Here is a 15,063-nt window from a genome sequence, read left to right on the forward strand (position 1 = left end):
TCGCGACACCTGGAAGGGCGAAGGCGTCCCCCCTTGCGCCTTCGCCCTTCCAACCTTTGTTCAGCCGTGACAGACAGGCAGCATGAGCGACAAACCCCATCTCCTCCTCGTCGATGACGAGCGTTCGATCCGCGAACCGCTGGCGCAATATCTCTCGCGCAACGGCTTCCGCGTCACCGCCGTCGACAGCGCGGCCGAAGCGCGCATCCGGCTGAACGCAAACGCGATCGACCTGGTGATCCTCGACATCATGATGCCTGGCGAGGATGGCCTGTCGCTGTGCCGCCATATCCGCGAAACCAGCGAGATCCCGGTGATCCTGCTGACCGCCCGCACCGAGGAGACAGACCGTATCGTCGGGCTGGAAATGGGCGCGGACGATTATGTGCTCAAACCCTTTTCGCCGCGTGAACTGGTCGCGCGGATCAAGGTGATCTTTCGCCGCGTCGCCACTGGCGGCCAGCGCGTCACCGCGCCCGATGGCGCCAATTACAGTTTCGCCGGATGGCTGCTCAAGACGCAGGAGCGCACGCTGGTGGATAGCGAGGGCGTGTCGCTACCGCTTTCGACCGCCGAATATAATCTGATGCTGGCCTTTGCCACGCGCCCCAACAGCGTGCTCAGCCGCGACCAGTTGCTCGACATCACCCAGGGGCGCGAGGCCAATGCCTTCGACCGGGCGATCGACAATCAGATCAGCCGCCTGCGCAAGAAGATCGAGCCGGACCCCAAAAACCCTACGCTGATCAAGACCGTGTGGGGCGGTGGCTACACCCTGTCGGCGGAAGTCCGCAAATTGTGATGGCGCAGGGGTGGCGGCGACTGCGCCTATGGTCGCAAAGTCTGGTCGGCCAGATCATCCTGATCGTCGCGCTGGCGCTGTTTGTCGCGCAGGCGATCAATTTCACGCTGTTGTTTCGTGAACGGACCCGTCTGGAACTGACCGGCCAGACGGCCCCTGCCGTCTATCGCGTGATCGATGCGCTCGACAACCGGCCCGACCGTCCCGCCCCGCCGCGCATGCGCGCGCGCTTCGTGCAAGGCACGCCGACGCTCGAAGGACAGCCGCGCCCGGACATCGAACGGCGCGCAATGGCGATGTTCGATGATATTGGCCTCAATATCCTGAATGTTCGCGTGGTGCAGGATGACGCCATCATGCCCCTGCGCCGCTGGGAACGCATCCGCATTCGCGCCAATGGCGATCGTCCGCACGACCATCGCGTCGCGCGGCTGACGCTGGCGGCGGAATATGAAGCGGGCAAATGGGTGGTGACGCAGGCGCGCACGGGTGACCGGCCGCAACGCTTTGGCGGCTGGCTGGTCGGTCAGACGCTCATCCTCTACGTCATCGTCCTGCTGCCCCTGCTGTGGGTCGGCAGCCGACTGGCGCGCCCGTTGAAGCAACTTACCGGCTCTGCCCTGCAATTTGCCCGCACCGGCGCGGCCGATCCGGTCGATGAACGCGGCCCCGGCGACGTGCGCGACCTCACCATGGCGTTCAACGCCATGCGATCGCGCATCATCGCCATGCTGGACGAAAAGGACCGGATGCTCGGCGCGATCGGCCATGACCTTCGCACGCCGCTCGCTTCGCTGCGGGTCCGCGCCGAATCGGTCGAGGATGATGGCGAACGGGCGCGCATGTCCGAAACCATCGAGGAAATGAACCGGATGCTGGAGGACATCCTCTCGCTCGCCCGCGCCGGGCGCAGTACCGAAGCCGCGCAGAAGGTCGATCTCGCCAGCCTCGCCGACGCGGTGGTGGAGGATTTCATCGAACTGGGGTCGCCGGTCGCCATGACCGACAGCGATCGCGCCGTCGCCTTCGTCCGCCCGCAGCAGATCCGCCGCGCGCTCCGCAACCTCATCGAAAACGCCATCGTCTATGGTGATCGCGCGCATGTGTCGGTCAGCCGCGAAGGGGCGATGATCCGCATCGCTGTGGCCGACGAAGGGCCGGGCATTGCCGCGGACCGCATGGACGAAATGCTCGAACCCTTCACCCGGCTGGAAGGGTCACGCAACCGGCAAACCGGCGGGGCCGGGCTGGGGCTGGCGCTGGTGCGCGCGATCATGGCGGAGCATCAGGGCCAATTGCGGCTGGCGAACCGACCGGGCGGCGGACTGGAAGCCAGTCTCCTATTGCCGGGTTGAGGCTCGATAGGGCGGGCTGTACATCAAACTGCCAGCCTGTCCTTCACCTGCCTGGCCCGCACCTCTTCCAGTCTTTTGGATCGTTCCTCCAGATAGACCTTGATCATCGCCACGATCGGATCGGCCAAAAACAGCCCCATGATCCCGAACAGCGCGCCAAACAAAATCTGCGCCGCCAGCACCAGCGCGGGGGCCAGATCGGTGGCCTTCTTCGCCACCATCGGCACGATCAGATAGCCGTCGACAAGCTGTACCGCCAGATAGACGCCAAAGGTATAAAGGCCCGTGTTGGTCCCGCCCGAAAAGCCGACCAGGATGATCAGCACGCCGGAAATGATCGATCCGATATTGGGCAAAAAGGCGAAGAGGCCGGTCAATATGCCCAGCAGCCCCGCCATCGGGACGCCGCCCGCCCATAGCAGCAGCCAGGTGCCTACCCCTTCCACCGTCATGCCGATCAGCCGCCCGGCCATCAGCCGCCGCAACGTCCAGCCCATCTTGTCGGCGATGGCATAGAAATGGCTGCGCTTGTCCATCGGCAGCATCCAGGCGACCCCGCGTTCGTACAGTTTGGGATCGACCGCGATGAAGATCGCCAGCACCAGCATCATCACCCCGCTGGTGATCGCGCCGACCGCGGTGCCGACCGCTGCCGTCACCCGGCCCATCGAACTCATCGCCTGGCTGGCCAGGCTTTTCAGATCCTCCGGCGTCGTCGACACGCCCATCTGCTGCATCCAGCCGCCCACCCGCGCGACCTGCGCTTCGACAATGGTCCGCATCGCCTGCGCCTGATCCATCAGGCTCGATCCGGTAAGGTAGAAGGTCCAGACCATGAAGGCGACGGCGCCCAGCAGCACGATCGTCAAGCGCCAGCCGCGCGCGATCGGCAATATGCGGTTCAACAGCCGCGCCCCGCCATCCATCATCGTCGCCAGCACCAGCGCGCCCAGCACCAGCAGGATCGGCTGGGCCAGCAGGGCGATCAGCCCTATGACGATGGCGAAGGCAAACCACACGCCCGCACGCTGCAATTCATGCGCGACCAGCGGACTGCGCACTTCGCTGGGACCGGGCGCCTCGACATGATGTTGCGTGTCGCTCAAACCCGATACCCCTTTGGCCTTAGACTATTTCGGGTCGGTAACGCTCGCTGGCCGCAGGCTGTTCCCGGCCCGGCCGCTACGCAGTGACCGGACCCAGCTTAGCGGGTTCCATGTCGTATCGCCGTCCAGGCTGAAGGTGATGAATTCGGCCCGCCCGCCAATCGCCTCCCATGGCACGGGCCCGCCCAACCCATTTTCTTCCAGTGGCGCGCGGCTGTCGGCGCTATTGTCGCGATTGTCGCCCATCAGGAACACATGGTTGGCGGGCACCCTGACCGGCCCATACCAGTCGAGCGCGCTCGGCCCCATGTCGATCGTGAGGTACGTCTTGCCATTGGGCAGGATTTCCTGCCGCACCGGCAATTCGCAATAGTCCTTGCCGTCCGGGCCGCTGACCCGCGCGCCGGGGAATTGCATCGGCGAACAGGGCGCGTTGGCATCGACGGGCAGGCGCAGCGTTTTCAGCGCCTTCTGCTTCACCGGCACGCCGTTCAGCACCACCTGTCCGCCGCGCACCTCTACAATGTCGCCGGGCAGGCCGATCACCCGCTTGATATAATCTTCCCGCCGGTTCTGCGGCGACACGATGACGATGTCGCCGCGTTGGGGCATGCGCCCGAACAGACGCCCTTTCAGGAAGGGGAGGGGGTGGAAGCTGGGCGAGACATAGGACCAGCCATAGGGGAATTTGCTCACCACCAGCCGGTCGCCGGTCAGCAACACCGGCATCATCGATTCGGACGGGATATAGAAAGGCTTGGCGACGAAGCTGTGAAAGGCCAGCACCGCCAGAATCAGCAGCGACAGGCTTTTGACCTCCTGCCACCAATTGACCCAGGGCGCGGGCGCTTTTGCTTCCGGTGCAGGCATATCGTCGTGCAGGTCGGTTGCCGTCATGGGGGTCTGCTCGCTGGGATCGGGGGGCAGGGCGCTCACAGCGGCACCGCCTCTATGATGACGAAGGCCTGCGCCCATGGATGATCGTCGGTTAGCGTCAGATGAATGACCGGCTTGTGACCTGCTGGCACCATGCTCTCCAGCCGCGCCAGCGCCCCGCCGGTCAGCGCCAGCGTCGGCGCGCCCGATGGCGCGTTGACGACGCCGATGTCCTTCATGAACACGCCGCGTTTGAACCCGGTCCCGACCGCCTTGGAAAAGGCTTCCTTGGCGGCGAACCGCTTGGCCAGCGTCCCTGCCTTGGTGAAGGGGCGGCGATTGGCCTTGGCCTGCTCGACATCTGTAAATACGCGCTGTTCGAATCGCACGCCGAAGCGGTCGAGAGAATTCTGGATACGCTCGATGTTACAGAGGTCGGAGCCTAGCCCGATGATCACCGCGCCAGATCCATCTGCCGCCGCATCTCTCTGATACTGCCTTCCAGCCCGCCGAAGATCGCCTCGCCGATCAGGAAATGGCCGATATTGAGTTCGGCGACCTGCGGGATGGCGGCGATGGGGGCGACATTGTCGAAGGTCAGGCCATGCCCGGCATGGGGCTCTATCCCGTTCCTGACCGCCAGCGCAGCCGCATCGGCAATCTTGCGCAATTCCGCCGCCCGCGCCTCGCCGCCCAGATGGGCATAGGCGCCGGTATGAAATTCCACCACCGGCGCGCCCAGCCGGATCGCCGCGTCAATCTGGGCTGTGTCCGCCTCGATGAACAGGCTCACCCGGATGCCTGCGTCCCCCAGCGCCTCCACGATCGGCTTGAGAGTCTCGAACTGGCCCGCCGCGTCCAGCCCGCCCTCGGTCGTGCGCTCCTCGCGCTTTTCCGGCACGATGCAGGCGGCGTGCGGCTTGTAGCGCAGCGCGATGTCCAGCATCTCCGCCGTCGCCGCCATCTCCAGGTTGAGCGGCACGCTGAGCGCCGCCATCAGCGTCGCGACATCCTCGTCGCGGATATGCCGCCTGTCCTCGCGCAGATGCGCGGTGATGCCGTCCGCCCCCGCCTTCACCGCCAGCAAAGCCGCCTTGACCGGATCGGGATGATCCCCGCCGCGCGCGTTGCGGATGGTGGCGACATGGTCGATATTGACGCCCAGTCGCAGTGGGGCGGGGGAGTGCGGCATATCCTATATCTTCCGGCTGCCGGGCTTGATCGCCGGGATCGCCGCCAGTTCGGGCGGCACTGCATCGGCTTCATAGACCGGGAAATTGATCGACACGAGCGGATAGAAGGGCACGCCCAGTTCCACCTCGCCCGCCGACCGGTCGACCAGCGCGGCTTCGGCGATGACCACGCCGCCTTCCTTTTCTACCGCCTCGATCGCCTGGCGCGACGACAGGCCGGTGGTCACGACATCCTCGACCATCAGCACTTTCTGGCCCGGCGCTATGGCAAAGCCGCGGCGCAGTTCGAATGTCCCTTCGGGCCGTTCCAGAAACACCGCATCCTTGCCCAGCGCACGGCCGACTTCATGGCCCACGATCAGCCCGCCCATGGCCGGCGAAACCACCAGGTCGATTTCCTGCCGCAATTCGCGCGGCAGCTTCTGCACCATGGCGCGGGCCAGCTTGCCGGCGCGCTCTGCATTCATCAGCACGCGGGCGCATTGCAGATAATTGGCGCTGCGGCGGCCCGACGACAAAATGAAATGTCCTTCCAGCAATGCCCCTGCTGCCCGGAATTCCGCCAATACCTCTTCGTCGTTCATGCCGTTCATCAATCCTGTCGCGGGCCATCCGGGCGCTCTGACCCCCATCAAATCCCTGTCAACATGACGCACAAGACGCGCCATGATCGCGCCCCTGTGCGCGCTGCTGCGAAATAGGCGGCCAAAGGGGGCGTTGCAACAGCGAAGAAAATCTGGTCATGGAAGCTTGAGGCATGAAAAAACCATGCCTATAAGCCGCGGCAGAACCGACCGGGCGGGGGCGATGCGCAGACGCGCGTCTTCGTTGCAGCGGCGCCAAGGGGTTACGGGGTAAGAACACGCTATGAACAAGGTGAAATCGCTCGTTCTCGCCGGATTGCTGGCCTTCGCGCCATCAATCGCGATGAACGGTCAGGCGCTGGCGCAGGACAATGTCGCCGCCGCTGCTGCGCCGGCTGCCGACAATGCAGCCGCTCCGGCTGATTCGGCTGCCAACGCCACCGAGGCTGCGCCTGTGGCCAAGGTCGCCGCGCCGCCGCGCATGAAGCCGACCGAAGGCATTGGCATGCCCAAGCCTGGCGAAGTCACGTTGCAGGAACAGTTCACCTCGACGGGACACACCGCGCGCTGGCTGCATGACAAGATGCTGCTGCCGCTGATCTTCGCGATCTCCATCCTCGTCCTTGCCCTGATGCTCTACGCCATGTGGAGGTTCCGGGCGAGCGCAAACCCGATCCCGTCCAAGACGTCGCACAACACGCTGATCGAAGTCGTGTGGACGGTGCTGCCGGTGCTGATCCTGCTGGTCGTCGCCGTGCCCTCCATCGGCCTGCTGGCCGACCAGTACAAGCCCGCGCCCAAGGATGCGCTGACCGTCAAGGTCACCGGCTATCAATGGTATTGGGGCTATGAATATCCCGACGCGGGCATCCCCGAATTCGTGTCGAACATGCTGACCGAGGAACAGGCCAAGGCCAGCGGCGAACCGCATCAGCTGGCCGCCGACAACCGCCTCGTCCTGCCCGTGGGCCGCCCGATCAAGCTGATCATCACCGGCGCAGACGTGATTCACAGCTTTGCCGTGCCGTCGCTCTGGGTGAAGATGGATGCCGTTCCCGGCCGCCTGAACGAAAAGAGCTTCACCATCGAAAAGCCGGGCGTCTATTACGGCCAGTGTTCGGAACTGTGCGGCGCGCGCCACGGCTTCATGCCGATCGCGATCGAAGCGCTGCCGCCTGCGCAATTCGACCAGTGGGTGCTTTCGCAGGGTGGCAAGCTGCCCGGTGCAGCGCCAGCCGCCGCCGAAACGGCCCAGGCCGCTGCGCCTGCCGCCGCGCCCGTCGCTGACGCCAAGCTTTGATGTAAGGGCAGAACCGCCATGACCACCATTACCGCCGATCATCATAGCGATCATACGCATGATCATCATGACGCCGATCACAAGCCAGCCTTCTTCCAGCGCTGGTTCATGTCCACCAACCATAAGGATATCGGCACCCTCTACCTCATCTTCGCGATTTTCGCGGGCGTCGTAGGCGGGGCGATTTCCGGCCTGATGCGCGCTGAACTGGCGCAGTCGGGCATCCAGTATCTCCAGGGCTGGGCCAATATCCAGCATGCGATGCTGGGCGCTGAACCGGCCTCGCTGGATCAGGCCTATCATCTGTGGAATGCGCTGATCACCGCGCACGGCCTGATCATGGTGTTCTTCATGGTCATGCCCGCCATCATCGGCGGCTTTGGCAACTGGTTCGTGCCGATCATGATCGGCGCGCCGGACATGGCCTTCCCGCGCATGAACAATATCAGCTTCTGGCTGCTCATTCCCGCCTTCGCGCTGCTGCTCGGTTCGGCTTTCGTCCCCGGCGGCACCGGCTATGGCGCTGGCACCGGCTGGACGGTCTATGCCCCGCTGTCGACCAGCGGTTCGGCTGGCCCGGCGGTCGACATGGCGATCCTGTCGCTGCACATTGCCGGCGCAGGCTCGATTCTGGGCGCGGTCAACTTCATCACCACCATCCTCAACATGCGCGCGCCGGGCATGACCCTGCACAAGATGCCGCTGTTCGTCTGGTCGGTGCTGGTCACTGCCTTCCTGCTGCTGCTGGCCCTCCCGGTCCTGGCCGCTGCCATCACGATGCTGCTGACCGACCGCAATTTCGGCACCACCTTCTATGACGCATCGGGTGGCGGCGATCCTGAACTGTACCAGCACCTCTTCTGGTTCTTCGGTCACCCCGAAGTGTACATCATGATCCTGCCCGGCTTCGGCATCGTCAGCCAGATCATCTCGACCTTCTCGAAAAAGCCCGTGTTCGGCTATCTCGGCATGGCCTACGCCATGGTCGCGATCGGCGTCGTCGGCTTCGTCGTCTGGGCGCACCACATGTTCACCACCGGCATGTCGGTGAATGTGAAGATGTATTTCACCGCCGCCACCATGGTCATCGCGGTGCCGACCGGCATCAAGATCTTCTCGTGGATCGCGACCATCTGGGGTGGCTCGATCAGCTACAAGACGCCGATGGTCTGGGCGCTGGGTTTCATCTTCCTGTTCACCGTGGGTGGCGTCACCGGCGTCGTGCTGGCCAATGGCGGCGTCGACGACGTGCTGCACGACACCTACTATGTCGTCGCGCACTTCCACTATGTGCTCTCGCTGGGCGCAGTGTTCTCGCTGTTCGCGGGCTTCTATTACTGGTTCCCGAAAATGTCGGGGCGCATGTATAATGAGTTCCTCGGCCAGCTGCACTTCTGGGTGTTCTTCGTCGGCGTGAACATGCTGTTCTTCCCGATGCACTTCCTGGGCCTGTCGGGCATGCCGCGTCGTTACCCCGACTATCCCGCCGCCTTTGAAAAGTGGAACTCGGTCGCGACCCATGGCTATGAAATCATGGCCGTCGGCATGGTGATCTTCTTCATCAACGTGTTCTGGTCGCTGGCCGCTGGCAAGAAGGCGGTCGGTAATCCCTGGGGCGAAGGCGCCACCACGCTGGAATGGACCCTGTCCAGCCCGCCGCCCTTCCACCAGTTCGAAACCCTGCCTGTGATCGAGGATGCCGCGCATCATTGATCGCCAGACACAGTGACATGATAGAGGGGGCGGGTGATAAAGCCCGCCCCCTTATGCTATATGCCTCGACCTGACGGGGCCGGAACCGATATGACGACCGCTATGCTGACCACCGCACCGATCACGGCCGACTGGCGCGACTTCCTGGCGCTGACCAAGCCACGCGTCATGACGCTGGTGGTGTTCACCGGCCTTTGCGGCCTGCTTGCGGCACCCGGCCATATCCATCCGGTCCTCGCTTTCACCGCCATCCTCTGCATCGCGCTGGGCGCAGGCGCAGCCGCCACGCTCAACCAATGGTATGAGGTGGACGTCGATGCGAAGATGAAGCGCACCGCGAACCGTCCCTTGCCCGCCGGGCGGATGGACCGCGAAGCGGCGCTGCATTTCGGCGTCGGCCTGTCCTTCTTCTCGGTCATTCTGATGGGCATGGCGACCAACTGGCTGGCGGCGGCCGTGCTGGCGGTTTCCATCCTCTTCTACGTGTTCGTCTATACCATCTGGCTCAAGCCCCGGACGGCGCAGAATATCGTCATCGGCGGTGCGGCGGGGGCCTTCCCGCCGGTTATCGGCTGGGCGGCGGTGACAGGCGATGTCACGGCATTGCCGATCGCGCTGTTCATGCTGATCTTCTTCTGGACGCCGCCCCATTTCTGGGCGCTCGCCCTGTTCGTCAAAACCGATTACGCCGCTGCTGGCATCCCGATGCTGCCGGTCGTGTCGGGCGAAGTCGCAACCCGTCGCCAGATCTGGTTCTACACCGCGATCATGGCGGTCGCGGCGATGGCCCCGGTGCTGCTGCACCTTACCGGCCTGCTCTACGGCACCGTCGCGCTGCTTGGCACATTGCTGTTCGCCGTTTTTGCCTTTCAGGTCTATCGCCGCCGCGAAAATGATCCGTCGAAGATGGGCCCGGAACGGCGCCTGTTCAAATATTCGATCCTCTATCTTTTCCTTCTCTTTGGAGCAGTGGTCGTCGACCGCTGGTTGCTTGCATGACCCCGGATGAAGAAAAGCTGATCCGTGCCCGGCAAAAGTCGCGCGCTCTTGTCACCGGCCTGATCCTTGCGGCGCTGGTGATCCTGTTCTACGCCATCACCATGGCCAAGATCGGCGCGAGCAGCGCGATTTGATGGCGACGCTCCCGCCTTCTCCGTTCGACCGCGACCGGCGCAACCGCCGGACGATGATGGCCATGGCGGGCGTGGGCCTGTCGATGCTGGCGCTCGGCTTCGCATCGGTGCCGCTCTACCGCATCTTTTGCGAACAGACCGGCTTTGGCGGCACGACGAAGCGCGCATCGGCCGATGTCCAGGTGCGCGAAGCGGTGGGCCACACCATGTCGATCCGTTTCGATTCCAACGTCCAGCCGGGCATGCCCTGGCAGTTCTACCCCGAACATCGCACCGACACGGTGACCGTGGGGCGCAAGGACATGGCGATCTTCATCGCAAAAAACATGTCGGACAAGCCGGTCACCGGCACGGCCAGTTTCAATGTCACCCCCAGCCAGGCGGGTGCCTATTTCACCAAGATCCAATGTTTCTGCTTCACGCAGCAGACCTTGCAACCGGGGCAGGAGGTGCGGATGCCCGTCCTCTATTTCGTCGATCCCAAGATCCTCGATGACCCGGATAACAAGGATACGCAGCAAATTACCCTCAGCTACACCTTCTACCCTGTTGAGCAGGACAAGAAGCCAAGCTAAGGTACGAGTTGAAAACACGGACAAGCGAACAGGGAAGAGCAGTCATGGCAGGCGCCAAGAATCACGATTATCATATTCTCCCGCCCAGCATCTGGCCCTTGTTTGGCGCCATGTCGGCGCTGGTCATGGCCTTTGGCGGGGTCATGTGGATGCATCCCGACGCGCTGCCCGCCGGCGGCGGCTGGGTGTTCCTGCTCGGTCTGGGCGGCGTGCTGTTCACCTTCTACAGCTGGTGGGCCAATGTCATCGCGGAAGCCCATGCGGGCGATCATACCCCGGTGGTCCAGTTGCACCTGCGCTACGGCATGATCCTGTTCATCGCGTCGGAAGTGATGTTCTTCGTCGGCTGGTTCTGGGCCTTTTTCGACTTCTCGCTGTTCCCCAGCGCGCTGCCGCCGATCGACGGCCTGTTCCCGTCCAAGGGCGTGGAAGTCATGAACGCCTTTGAGCTGCCCCTGCTCAACACGCTGATCCTGCTCTGCTCCGGCACCACCGTGACCTGGGCGCATCATGCGCTGATCCATGGCGACCGTGACGGCCTGATCAAGGGTCTGTGGTGCACCATCATCCTGGGCGCGATCTTCTCCTGCGTGCAGGCTTATGAATATGCCCACGCCCCGTTCGATTTCGGCGGCAACCCCTACAGCTCGTCCTTCTACATGGCGACCGGCTTCCACGGTTTCCACGTTCTGGTCGGCACGATCTTCCTGACCGTCAATCTGATCCGCGCCTATAAGGGCGACTTCACCCCGCGCCAGCATTTCGGCTTTGAAGCTGCTGCCTGGTACTGGCACTTCGTCGACGTGGTGTGGCTGTTCCTCTTCGTCGCCATCTATGTGTGGGGCGGGTGGGGCGCGCCGGTCCACGGCGGCTGATCGCCGGTCGATCCCTGACATGATGAATAACGGCCGGGCTTGTCCCCGGCCGTTTTCTTTTGGGCCGCCGCCCGCTATGCCATGGCCATGAACCCGCCCACCGAACCCGCCCGTCCCGCCGCGCCACTTCTGGTTGATGCGGCGCGAGGCGCCTGCCCCCGATGCGGCGCGGCGACCCTGTTCGACGGCCCGGTCCGATTCGCCTCCCATTGCCGCGCCTGCGGTCTCGACTATGTCCAGTTCAATGTCGGCGATGGCCCTGCGGCCTTCCTGACGCTCATTGTCGGCACGGTGATGGTCGTGCTGGCGCTCGTGCTGGAACTCAATCTCCACCCGCCGCTCTGGGTCCATATCCTGCTCTGGACGCCGCTGACGACGATCGCCGTGGTCGCCAGCCTGCGCGTTGCCAAGGGCGCGCTGCTGACGCTGGAATATCGCAACCGTGCGCGCGAAGGCCGTATCGCGAACAAAGGCCCGGACGCATGAACAAGGCGCGCATTCCGCTCATCCCGACCATCCTCGTCGCTTTTGCGGTGCTGGTGATGATCGGCCTTGGCATCTGGCAATTGCAGCGTCGCGGGGAAAAGGCGCAGGCGCTGCAACTCGCCGCCAGCAATCCGACCCGCCCCCCGGTCGCCTTTCCGCAGCTACCCCCCGTGTCGCCCGAACAGCTGTTCCGCCCCTCGTCGATCCACTGCCTGCGCGTCATCGGCTGGCAGGTGGAGGCGGGGCGCGCGGCCGATGGCTCCACCGGCTATCGCCATATCGCGCAATGCGCGACCGGCGCGGAGGGGCCGGGCGCCCTCGTCGCACTGGGCGTGACGGAGCGGCCCAACGCGAAACCGGCCTGGACCGGCGGGCAGGTGGCGGGCTGGATCAGCGAGGAGCCGGATCATCGCGCCCTGCTGACCCGCATCGGGGGCAAGGCGATGCCGCTGCGCCCGATGCTGATCGCCCGCGCCGCGCCGTATGGCCTCAAACCCTCCGCGCCGCCCAGCGCCGCCGATGTCCCCAACAATCATCTCGCCTATGCGGTGCAGTGGTTCTTCTTCGCTGGCATAGCGACGATCATCTATATTCTCGCCCTGCGCCGTCGCGGCGCGCCCAAATCGCCCTAAACGCTTGCCCATGGGCGCGCGCATCGCTACCGCGCTTCCCCATCATGCAATATGTCAGCACCAGGGGTAGCGCACCGGCGCTCGGTTTTGAGGATGTCACGCTGGCGGGCCTCGCGTCCGATGGCGGGCTGTACGTGCCGGAAAGCTGGCCGTCCTTTTCGCCCGATGATATTCGCGCCCTGTCGGGCCTCTCCTATGTCGAAACCGCCGTCCGGGTGATGACGCCCTTCGTCGCCGGATCGCTCGACGAGGCCGAACTGCGCGAATTGTGCCAGGCCGCCTATGGCCGCTTCAGCCATCAGGCGGTGGTGCCGCTGGTTCAGCTGGACCATCGCAACTGGCTGCTCGAACTCTTCCACGGCCCGACGCTGGCGTTCAAGGATGTCGCGCTCCAATTGCTCGGCCAGTTGTTCGAACGCTTCCTGTCGCGTCGCGACGATCATCTGACCATTGTCGGCGCGACGTCGGGCGATACCGGGTCCGCCGCGATCGACGCGGTGGCGGGGCGCGAGAAGGTCGACATCTTCATGCTCCACCCGGAAGGCCGCGTGTCCGACGTTCAGCGGCGTCAGATGACCACCGTGCGCGCCCCCAACGTCCATAATATCGCGATCGACGGCAGTTTCGACGACGCGCAGGCGATGGTGAAGCGGATGTTCAACGACGCGGATTTCAAGCGTCGCTTCAACCTGTCCGCCGTCAACTCGATCAACTGGGCGCGGCTGATGGCGCAGGTCGTCTATTATTTCTACGCCGCCGTGCGCCTGGGCGCGCCCGAACGTCCTGTCGCTTTTTCCGTCCCCACCGGCAATTTCGGCGATGTGTTCGCTGGCTATGTCGCGGCGAAAATGGGCCTGCCGGTCGCCAGGCTGATCGTCGCCACCAACGTCAACGACATTCTGCACCGCGCGCTGTCGCAGGGCGATTACAGCCAGGGTCAGGTCGTGGCGACCGCGACGCCCAGCATGGACATTCAGGTCAGCTCCAATTTCGAGCGGCTGCTGTTCGACGCGGGCGGACGGGACGGGCTGGCGCTCGCTGCCCAGATGGGCGGCTTTGAAGCGACCCGCGCGATGCGCCTCACCAATGCGCAGCGGGAAGGGGCGGCAGGCCTGTTCACCTCGGCCCGGATCGACGCCGACGGCATGACCATGGCGATGCGCTGGGCCTATGATGCGGCGGCCCAGATCATCGACCCGCACAGCGCCATCGGGCTGGCCGCAGCGCAGGCGACCGATCTCGACCCGTCGATCCCCGTCGTCACGCTGGCTACCGCCCACGCCGCCAAGTTCCGCGACGCGGTGGAGCGCGCCACAGGCACCCGTCCGCCGCTCCCTGCGCGCGTCGGCGATCTGTTCGCGCGTGAGGAACATTATGTGAAGCTGCCCGGCACGTACGAGGCGGTGACAGCCTATGTCGCCGAACGCGCGACGCCCCGCGGCTAGATATTGTCCGTTCGCCCTGAGCCTGTCGAAGGGCTCGGCCGAACATGTGAGGCCTTCGCTGTCGCTCAGGCGGGGGCTTCGACTTCGCTCAGCCCGAACGGAGAGTTGCTATGATCCTTCAAACCCTCATCGGCGAACCCTGGGCCGATTATGGCCTGATCGATTCGGGCCATGGCCGCAAGCTGGAGCGCTATGGCCGCTTCCGCTTCATCCGCCCCGAACCGCAGGCGATGTGGGCGCCCGCGACCGAAAACTGGACGGCGGACGGCGAATTCGTGCCCGGTTCGGACGAGGAGGGCGGGGGCCGCTGGTTCTACGACAAGCCCGTCCCTGCCGAAGGCTGGCCGCTTGGCTGGAAGGAAGTCACCTTCCAGTCCAGTTGCACCCCCTTTCGCCATCTGGGCTTCTTTCCGGACATGGCGCCGGTATGGGACTGGATGCGCGAACGGACCGCCGACAAAGCCGACGCGGAGGTGATGAACCTGTTCGGCTATACCGGCGTCGGAACGCTGGCCATGTCGGCCAGCGGCGCGCGCATGGTCCATGTCGACGCCTCGAAAAAATCCGTCACCCAGGCCCGCGCCAATGCCGACCTGTCGGGCATGGCGGACCGGCCCGTCCGCTGGATCGTGGAGGATGCCGCCAAATTCGTCGCCCGCGAAGTCCGGCGCAACCGCCGCTATGACGGTATATTGCTCGATCCGCCCAAATATGGCCGTGGCCCCGACGGCGAAGTCTGGCGTCTGGAGGAAGACCTCCCGGCGCTGATCGCCAATTGCCGCCAGCTGCTCGATGCGGACAGTCGCTTCCTGTTCCTGACCGTCTATGCCGTCCGCATGTCGGCGCTGGCGATCGGTGAGTTGCTGCGTCAGGCCTTTGCCGACCTTCCCGGCGAAGTGGAGGCGGGCGAACTCGCCGTCCGCGAAGAATCGCGCGGGCTGCTGCTCCCCACCGCCATCTGGGCGCGCTGGAAGCGATAGCGCCGAAC

At 64.5% G+C, this 15,063-nt stretch carries 17 protein-coding genes; 12 read left to right on the forward strand and 5 right to left on the reverse strand.

Going from position 1 to position 15,063, the window contains the following annotated elements:
* The first annotated feature begins 82 nt into the window (after nt 1–82).
* The gene (locus IWY39_RS14255; RefSeq protein WP_107125616.1) at nt 83–802 is read left to right on the forward strand and encodes a response regulator; all 720 of its coding nucleotides are present in this window, start codon (nt 83–85) and stop codon (nt 800–802) included.
* A complete protein-coding gene (locus IWY39_RS14260) occupies nt 802–2,157 on the forward strand; it encodes a sensor histidine kinase (RefSeq protein WP_107125617.1) in 1,356 nt (451 codons plus the stop codon). The genes IWY39_RS14255 and IWY39_RS14260 overlap by 1 nt, the downstream gene beginning before the upstream one ends.
* 23 nt (nt 2,158–2,180) lie before the next feature.
* Here IWY39_RS14260 and IWY39_RS14265 read toward each other — a convergent pair whose 3' ends face one another.
* From IWY39_RS14265 to pyrE, 5 genes are read right to left on the reverse strand one after another with little or no spacing between them, the layout of a single operon-like run.
* Nucleotides 2,181–3,263, reverse strand: a complete 1,083-nt coding sequence (locus IWY39_RS14265) for an AI-2E family transporter (RefSeq protein ID WP_196871607.1) — start codon at nt 3,261–3,263, stop codon at nt 2,181–2,183.
* A gap of 24 nt (nt 3,264–3,287) precedes the next feature.
* Nucleotides 3,288–4,160: a signal peptidase I gene (gene lepB / locus IWY39_RS14270; RefSeq protein WP_026149644.1), complete on the reverse strand. Its 873-nt coding sequence runs from the start codon at nt 4,158–4,160 to the stop codon at nt 3,288–3,290.
* Between the two features lie 35 nt (nt 4,161–4,195).
* Nucleotides 4,196–4,597, reverse strand: coding sequence for a holo-ACP synthase (gene acpS, locus IWY39_RS14275; RefSeq protein WP_017183971.1), 402 nt, complete (start codon nt 4,595–4,597; stop codon nt 4,196–4,198).
* Nucleotides 4,594–5,331: a pyridoxine 5'-phosphate synthase gene (locus IWY39_RS14280; protein WP_107125619.1), complete on the reverse strand. Its 738-nt coding sequence runs from the start codon at nt 5,329–5,331 to the stop codon at nt 4,594–4,596. The genes acpS and IWY39_RS14280 overlap by 4 nt, the downstream gene beginning before the upstream one ends.
* A gap of 3 nt (nt 5,332–5,334) precedes the next feature.
* Entirely contained in the window at nt 5,335–5,916 is a 582-nt protein-coding gene (pyrE, locus tag IWY39_RS14285; RefSeq protein WP_026002547.1) for an orotate phosphoribosyltransferase, read from the reverse strand.
* Nucleotides 5,917–6,199: 283 nt separating this feature from the next.
* On the opposite strand from pyrE, the gene coxB reads away from it, so the two are divergent.
* The 10 genes from coxB (at nt 6,200) to IWY39_RS14335 (ending at nt 15,055) form a co-directional block, all read left to right on the forward strand.
* On the forward strand, nt 6,200–7,216 hold the full coding sequence (coxB, locus tag IWY39_RS14290) for a cytochrome c oxidase subunit II (RefSeq protein WP_107125620.1): 1,017 nt from the start codon (nt 6,200–6,202) through the stop codon (nt 7,214–7,216).
* Between the two features lie 18 nt (nt 7,217–7,234).
* Nucleotides 7,235–8,929: a cytochrome c oxidase subunit I gene (gene ctaD, locus IWY39_RS14295; RefSeq protein WP_107125621.1), complete on the forward strand. Its 1,695-nt coding sequence runs from the start codon at nt 7,235–7,237 to the stop codon at nt 8,927–8,929.
* 90 nt (nt 8,930–9,019) lie between these two features.
* Nucleotides 9,020–9,928 (forward strand): heme o synthase, encoded by a 909-nt coding sequence (locus IWY39_RS14300; protein WP_019052892.1) that lies wholly within the window; start codon nt 9,020–9,022, stop codon nt 9,926–9,928.
* Nucleotides 9,925–10,062 carry a hypothetical protein gene (locus tag IWY39_RS14305; RefSeq protein WP_017183977.1) on the forward strand — a complete coding sequence of 46 codons (138 nt, stop codon included), beginning with the start codon at nt 9,925–9,927 and terminating at the stop codon, nt 10,060–10,062. The genes IWY39_RS14300 and IWY39_RS14305 overlap by 4 nt, the downstream gene beginning before the upstream one ends.
* Nucleotides 10,062–10,637 (forward strand): cytochrome c oxidase assembly protein, encoded by a 576-nt coding sequence (locus IWY39_RS14310; protein ID WP_107125622.1) that lies wholly within the window; start codon nt 10,062–10,064, stop codon nt 10,635–10,637. The genes IWY39_RS14305 and IWY39_RS14310 overlap by 1 nt, the downstream gene beginning before the upstream one ends.
* Before the next feature lie 44 nt (nt 10,638–10,681).
* Complete coding sequence (locus IWY39_RS14315) at nt 10,682–11,512, forward strand: cytochrome c oxidase subunit 3 (protein ID WP_107125623.1); 831 nt, start codon at nt 10,682–10,684, stop codon at nt 11,510–11,512.
* An 87-nt stretch (nt 11,513–11,599) separates the two neighbouring features.
* Nucleotides 11,600–11,998 (forward strand): DUF983 domain-containing protein, encoded by a 399-nt coding sequence (locus IWY39_RS14320; RefSeq protein WP_051034322.1) that lies wholly within the window; start codon nt 11,600–11,602, stop codon nt 11,996–11,998.
* A complete protein-coding gene (locus tag IWY39_RS14325; protein WP_107125624.1) occupies nt 11,995–12,630 on the forward strand; it encodes an SURF1 family protein in 636 nt (211 codons plus the stop codon). Before IWY39_RS14320 ends, IWY39_RS14325 begins: the two co-directional genes overlap by 4 nt.
* Before the next feature lie 44 nt (nt 12,631–12,674).
* Nucleotides 12,675–14,075, forward strand: coding sequence for a threonine synthase (thrC, locus tag IWY39_RS14330; protein WP_107125625.1), 1,401 nt, complete (start codon nt 12,675–12,677; stop codon nt 14,073–14,075).
* 110 nt (nt 14,076–14,185) lie between these two features.
* Complete coding sequence (locus IWY39_RS14335) at nt 14,186–15,055, forward strand: class I SAM-dependent methyltransferase (RefSeq protein WP_017183983.1); 870 nt, start codon at nt 14,186–14,188, stop codon at nt 15,053–15,055.
* The last annotated feature ends 8 nt before the right edge of the window (nt 15,056–15,063 follow it).

The organism is Sphingobium sp. JAI105 (assembly GCF_015752145.1).
GTDB lineage: Bacteria > Pseudomonadota > Alphaproteobacteria > Sphingomonadales > Sphingomonadaceae > Sphingobium > Sphingobium xenophagum.

What these genes read in the sequence shown, in the direction of transcription:
- IWY39_RS14320 (WP_051034322.1), top strand. Translation starts at nt 11,600, where the DNA reads ATGAACCCGCCCACCGAACCCGCCCGTCCCGCCGCGCCACTTCTGGTT.
- ctaD (WP_107125621.1), top strand. Translation starts at nt 7,235, where the DNA reads ATGACCACCATTACCGCCGATCATCATAGCGATCATACGCATGATCAT.
- IWY39_RS14335 (WP_017183983.1), top strand. Translation starts at nt 14,186, where the DNA reads ATGATCCTTCAAACCCTCATCGGCGAACCCTGGGCCGATTATGGCCTG.
- lepB (WP_026149644.1), bottom strand. Translation starts at nt 4,160, where the DNA reads ATGACGGCAACCGACCTGCACGACGATATGCCTGCACCGGAAGCAAAA.
- IWY39_RS14305 (WP_017183977.1), top strand. Translation starts at nt 9,925, where the DNA reads ATGACCCCGGATGAAGAAAAGCTGATCCGTGCCCGGCAAAAGTCGCGC.
- coxB (WP_107125620.1), top strand. Translation starts at nt 6,200, where the DNA reads ATGAACAAGGTGAAATCGCTCGTTCTCGCCGGATTGCTGGCCTTCGCG.
- thrC (WP_107125625.1), top strand. Translation starts at nt 12,675, where the DNA reads ATGCAATATGTCAGCACCAGGGGTAGCGCACCGGCGCTCGGTTTTGAG.
- IWY39_RS14325 (WP_107125624.1), top strand. Translation starts at nt 11,995, where the DNA reads ATGAACAAGGCGCGCATTCCGCTCATCCCGACCATCCTCGTCGCTTTT.
- IWY39_RS14260 (WP_107125617.1), top strand. Translation starts at nt 802, where the DNA reads ATGGCGCAGGGGTGGCGGCGACTGCGCCTATGGTCGCAAAGTCTGGTC.
- pyrE (WP_026002547.1), bottom strand. Translation starts at nt 5,916, where the DNA reads ATGAACGACGAAGAGGTATTGGCGGAATTCCGGGCAGCAGGGGCATTG.
- IWY39_RS14310 (WP_107125622.1), top strand. Translation starts at nt 10,062, where the DNA reads ATGGCGACGCTCCCGCCTTCTCCGTTCGACCGCGACCGGCGCAACCGC.
- IWY39_RS14280 (WP_107125619.1), bottom strand. Translation starts at nt 5,331, where the DNA reads ATGCCGCACTCCCCCGCCCCACTGCGACTGGGCGTCAATATCGACCAT.
- IWY39_RS14315 (WP_107125623.1), top strand. Translation starts at nt 10,682, where the DNA reads ATGGCAGGCGCCAAGAATCACGATTATCATATTCTCCCGCCCAGCATC.
- IWY39_RS14300 (WP_019052892.1), top strand. Translation starts at nt 9,020, where the DNA reads ATGACGACCGCTATGCTGACCACCGCACCGATCACGGCCGACTGGCGC.
- IWY39_RS14255 (WP_107125616.1), top strand. Translation starts at nt 83, where the DNA reads ATGAGCGACAAACCCCATCTCCTCCTCGTCGATGACGAGCGTTCGATC.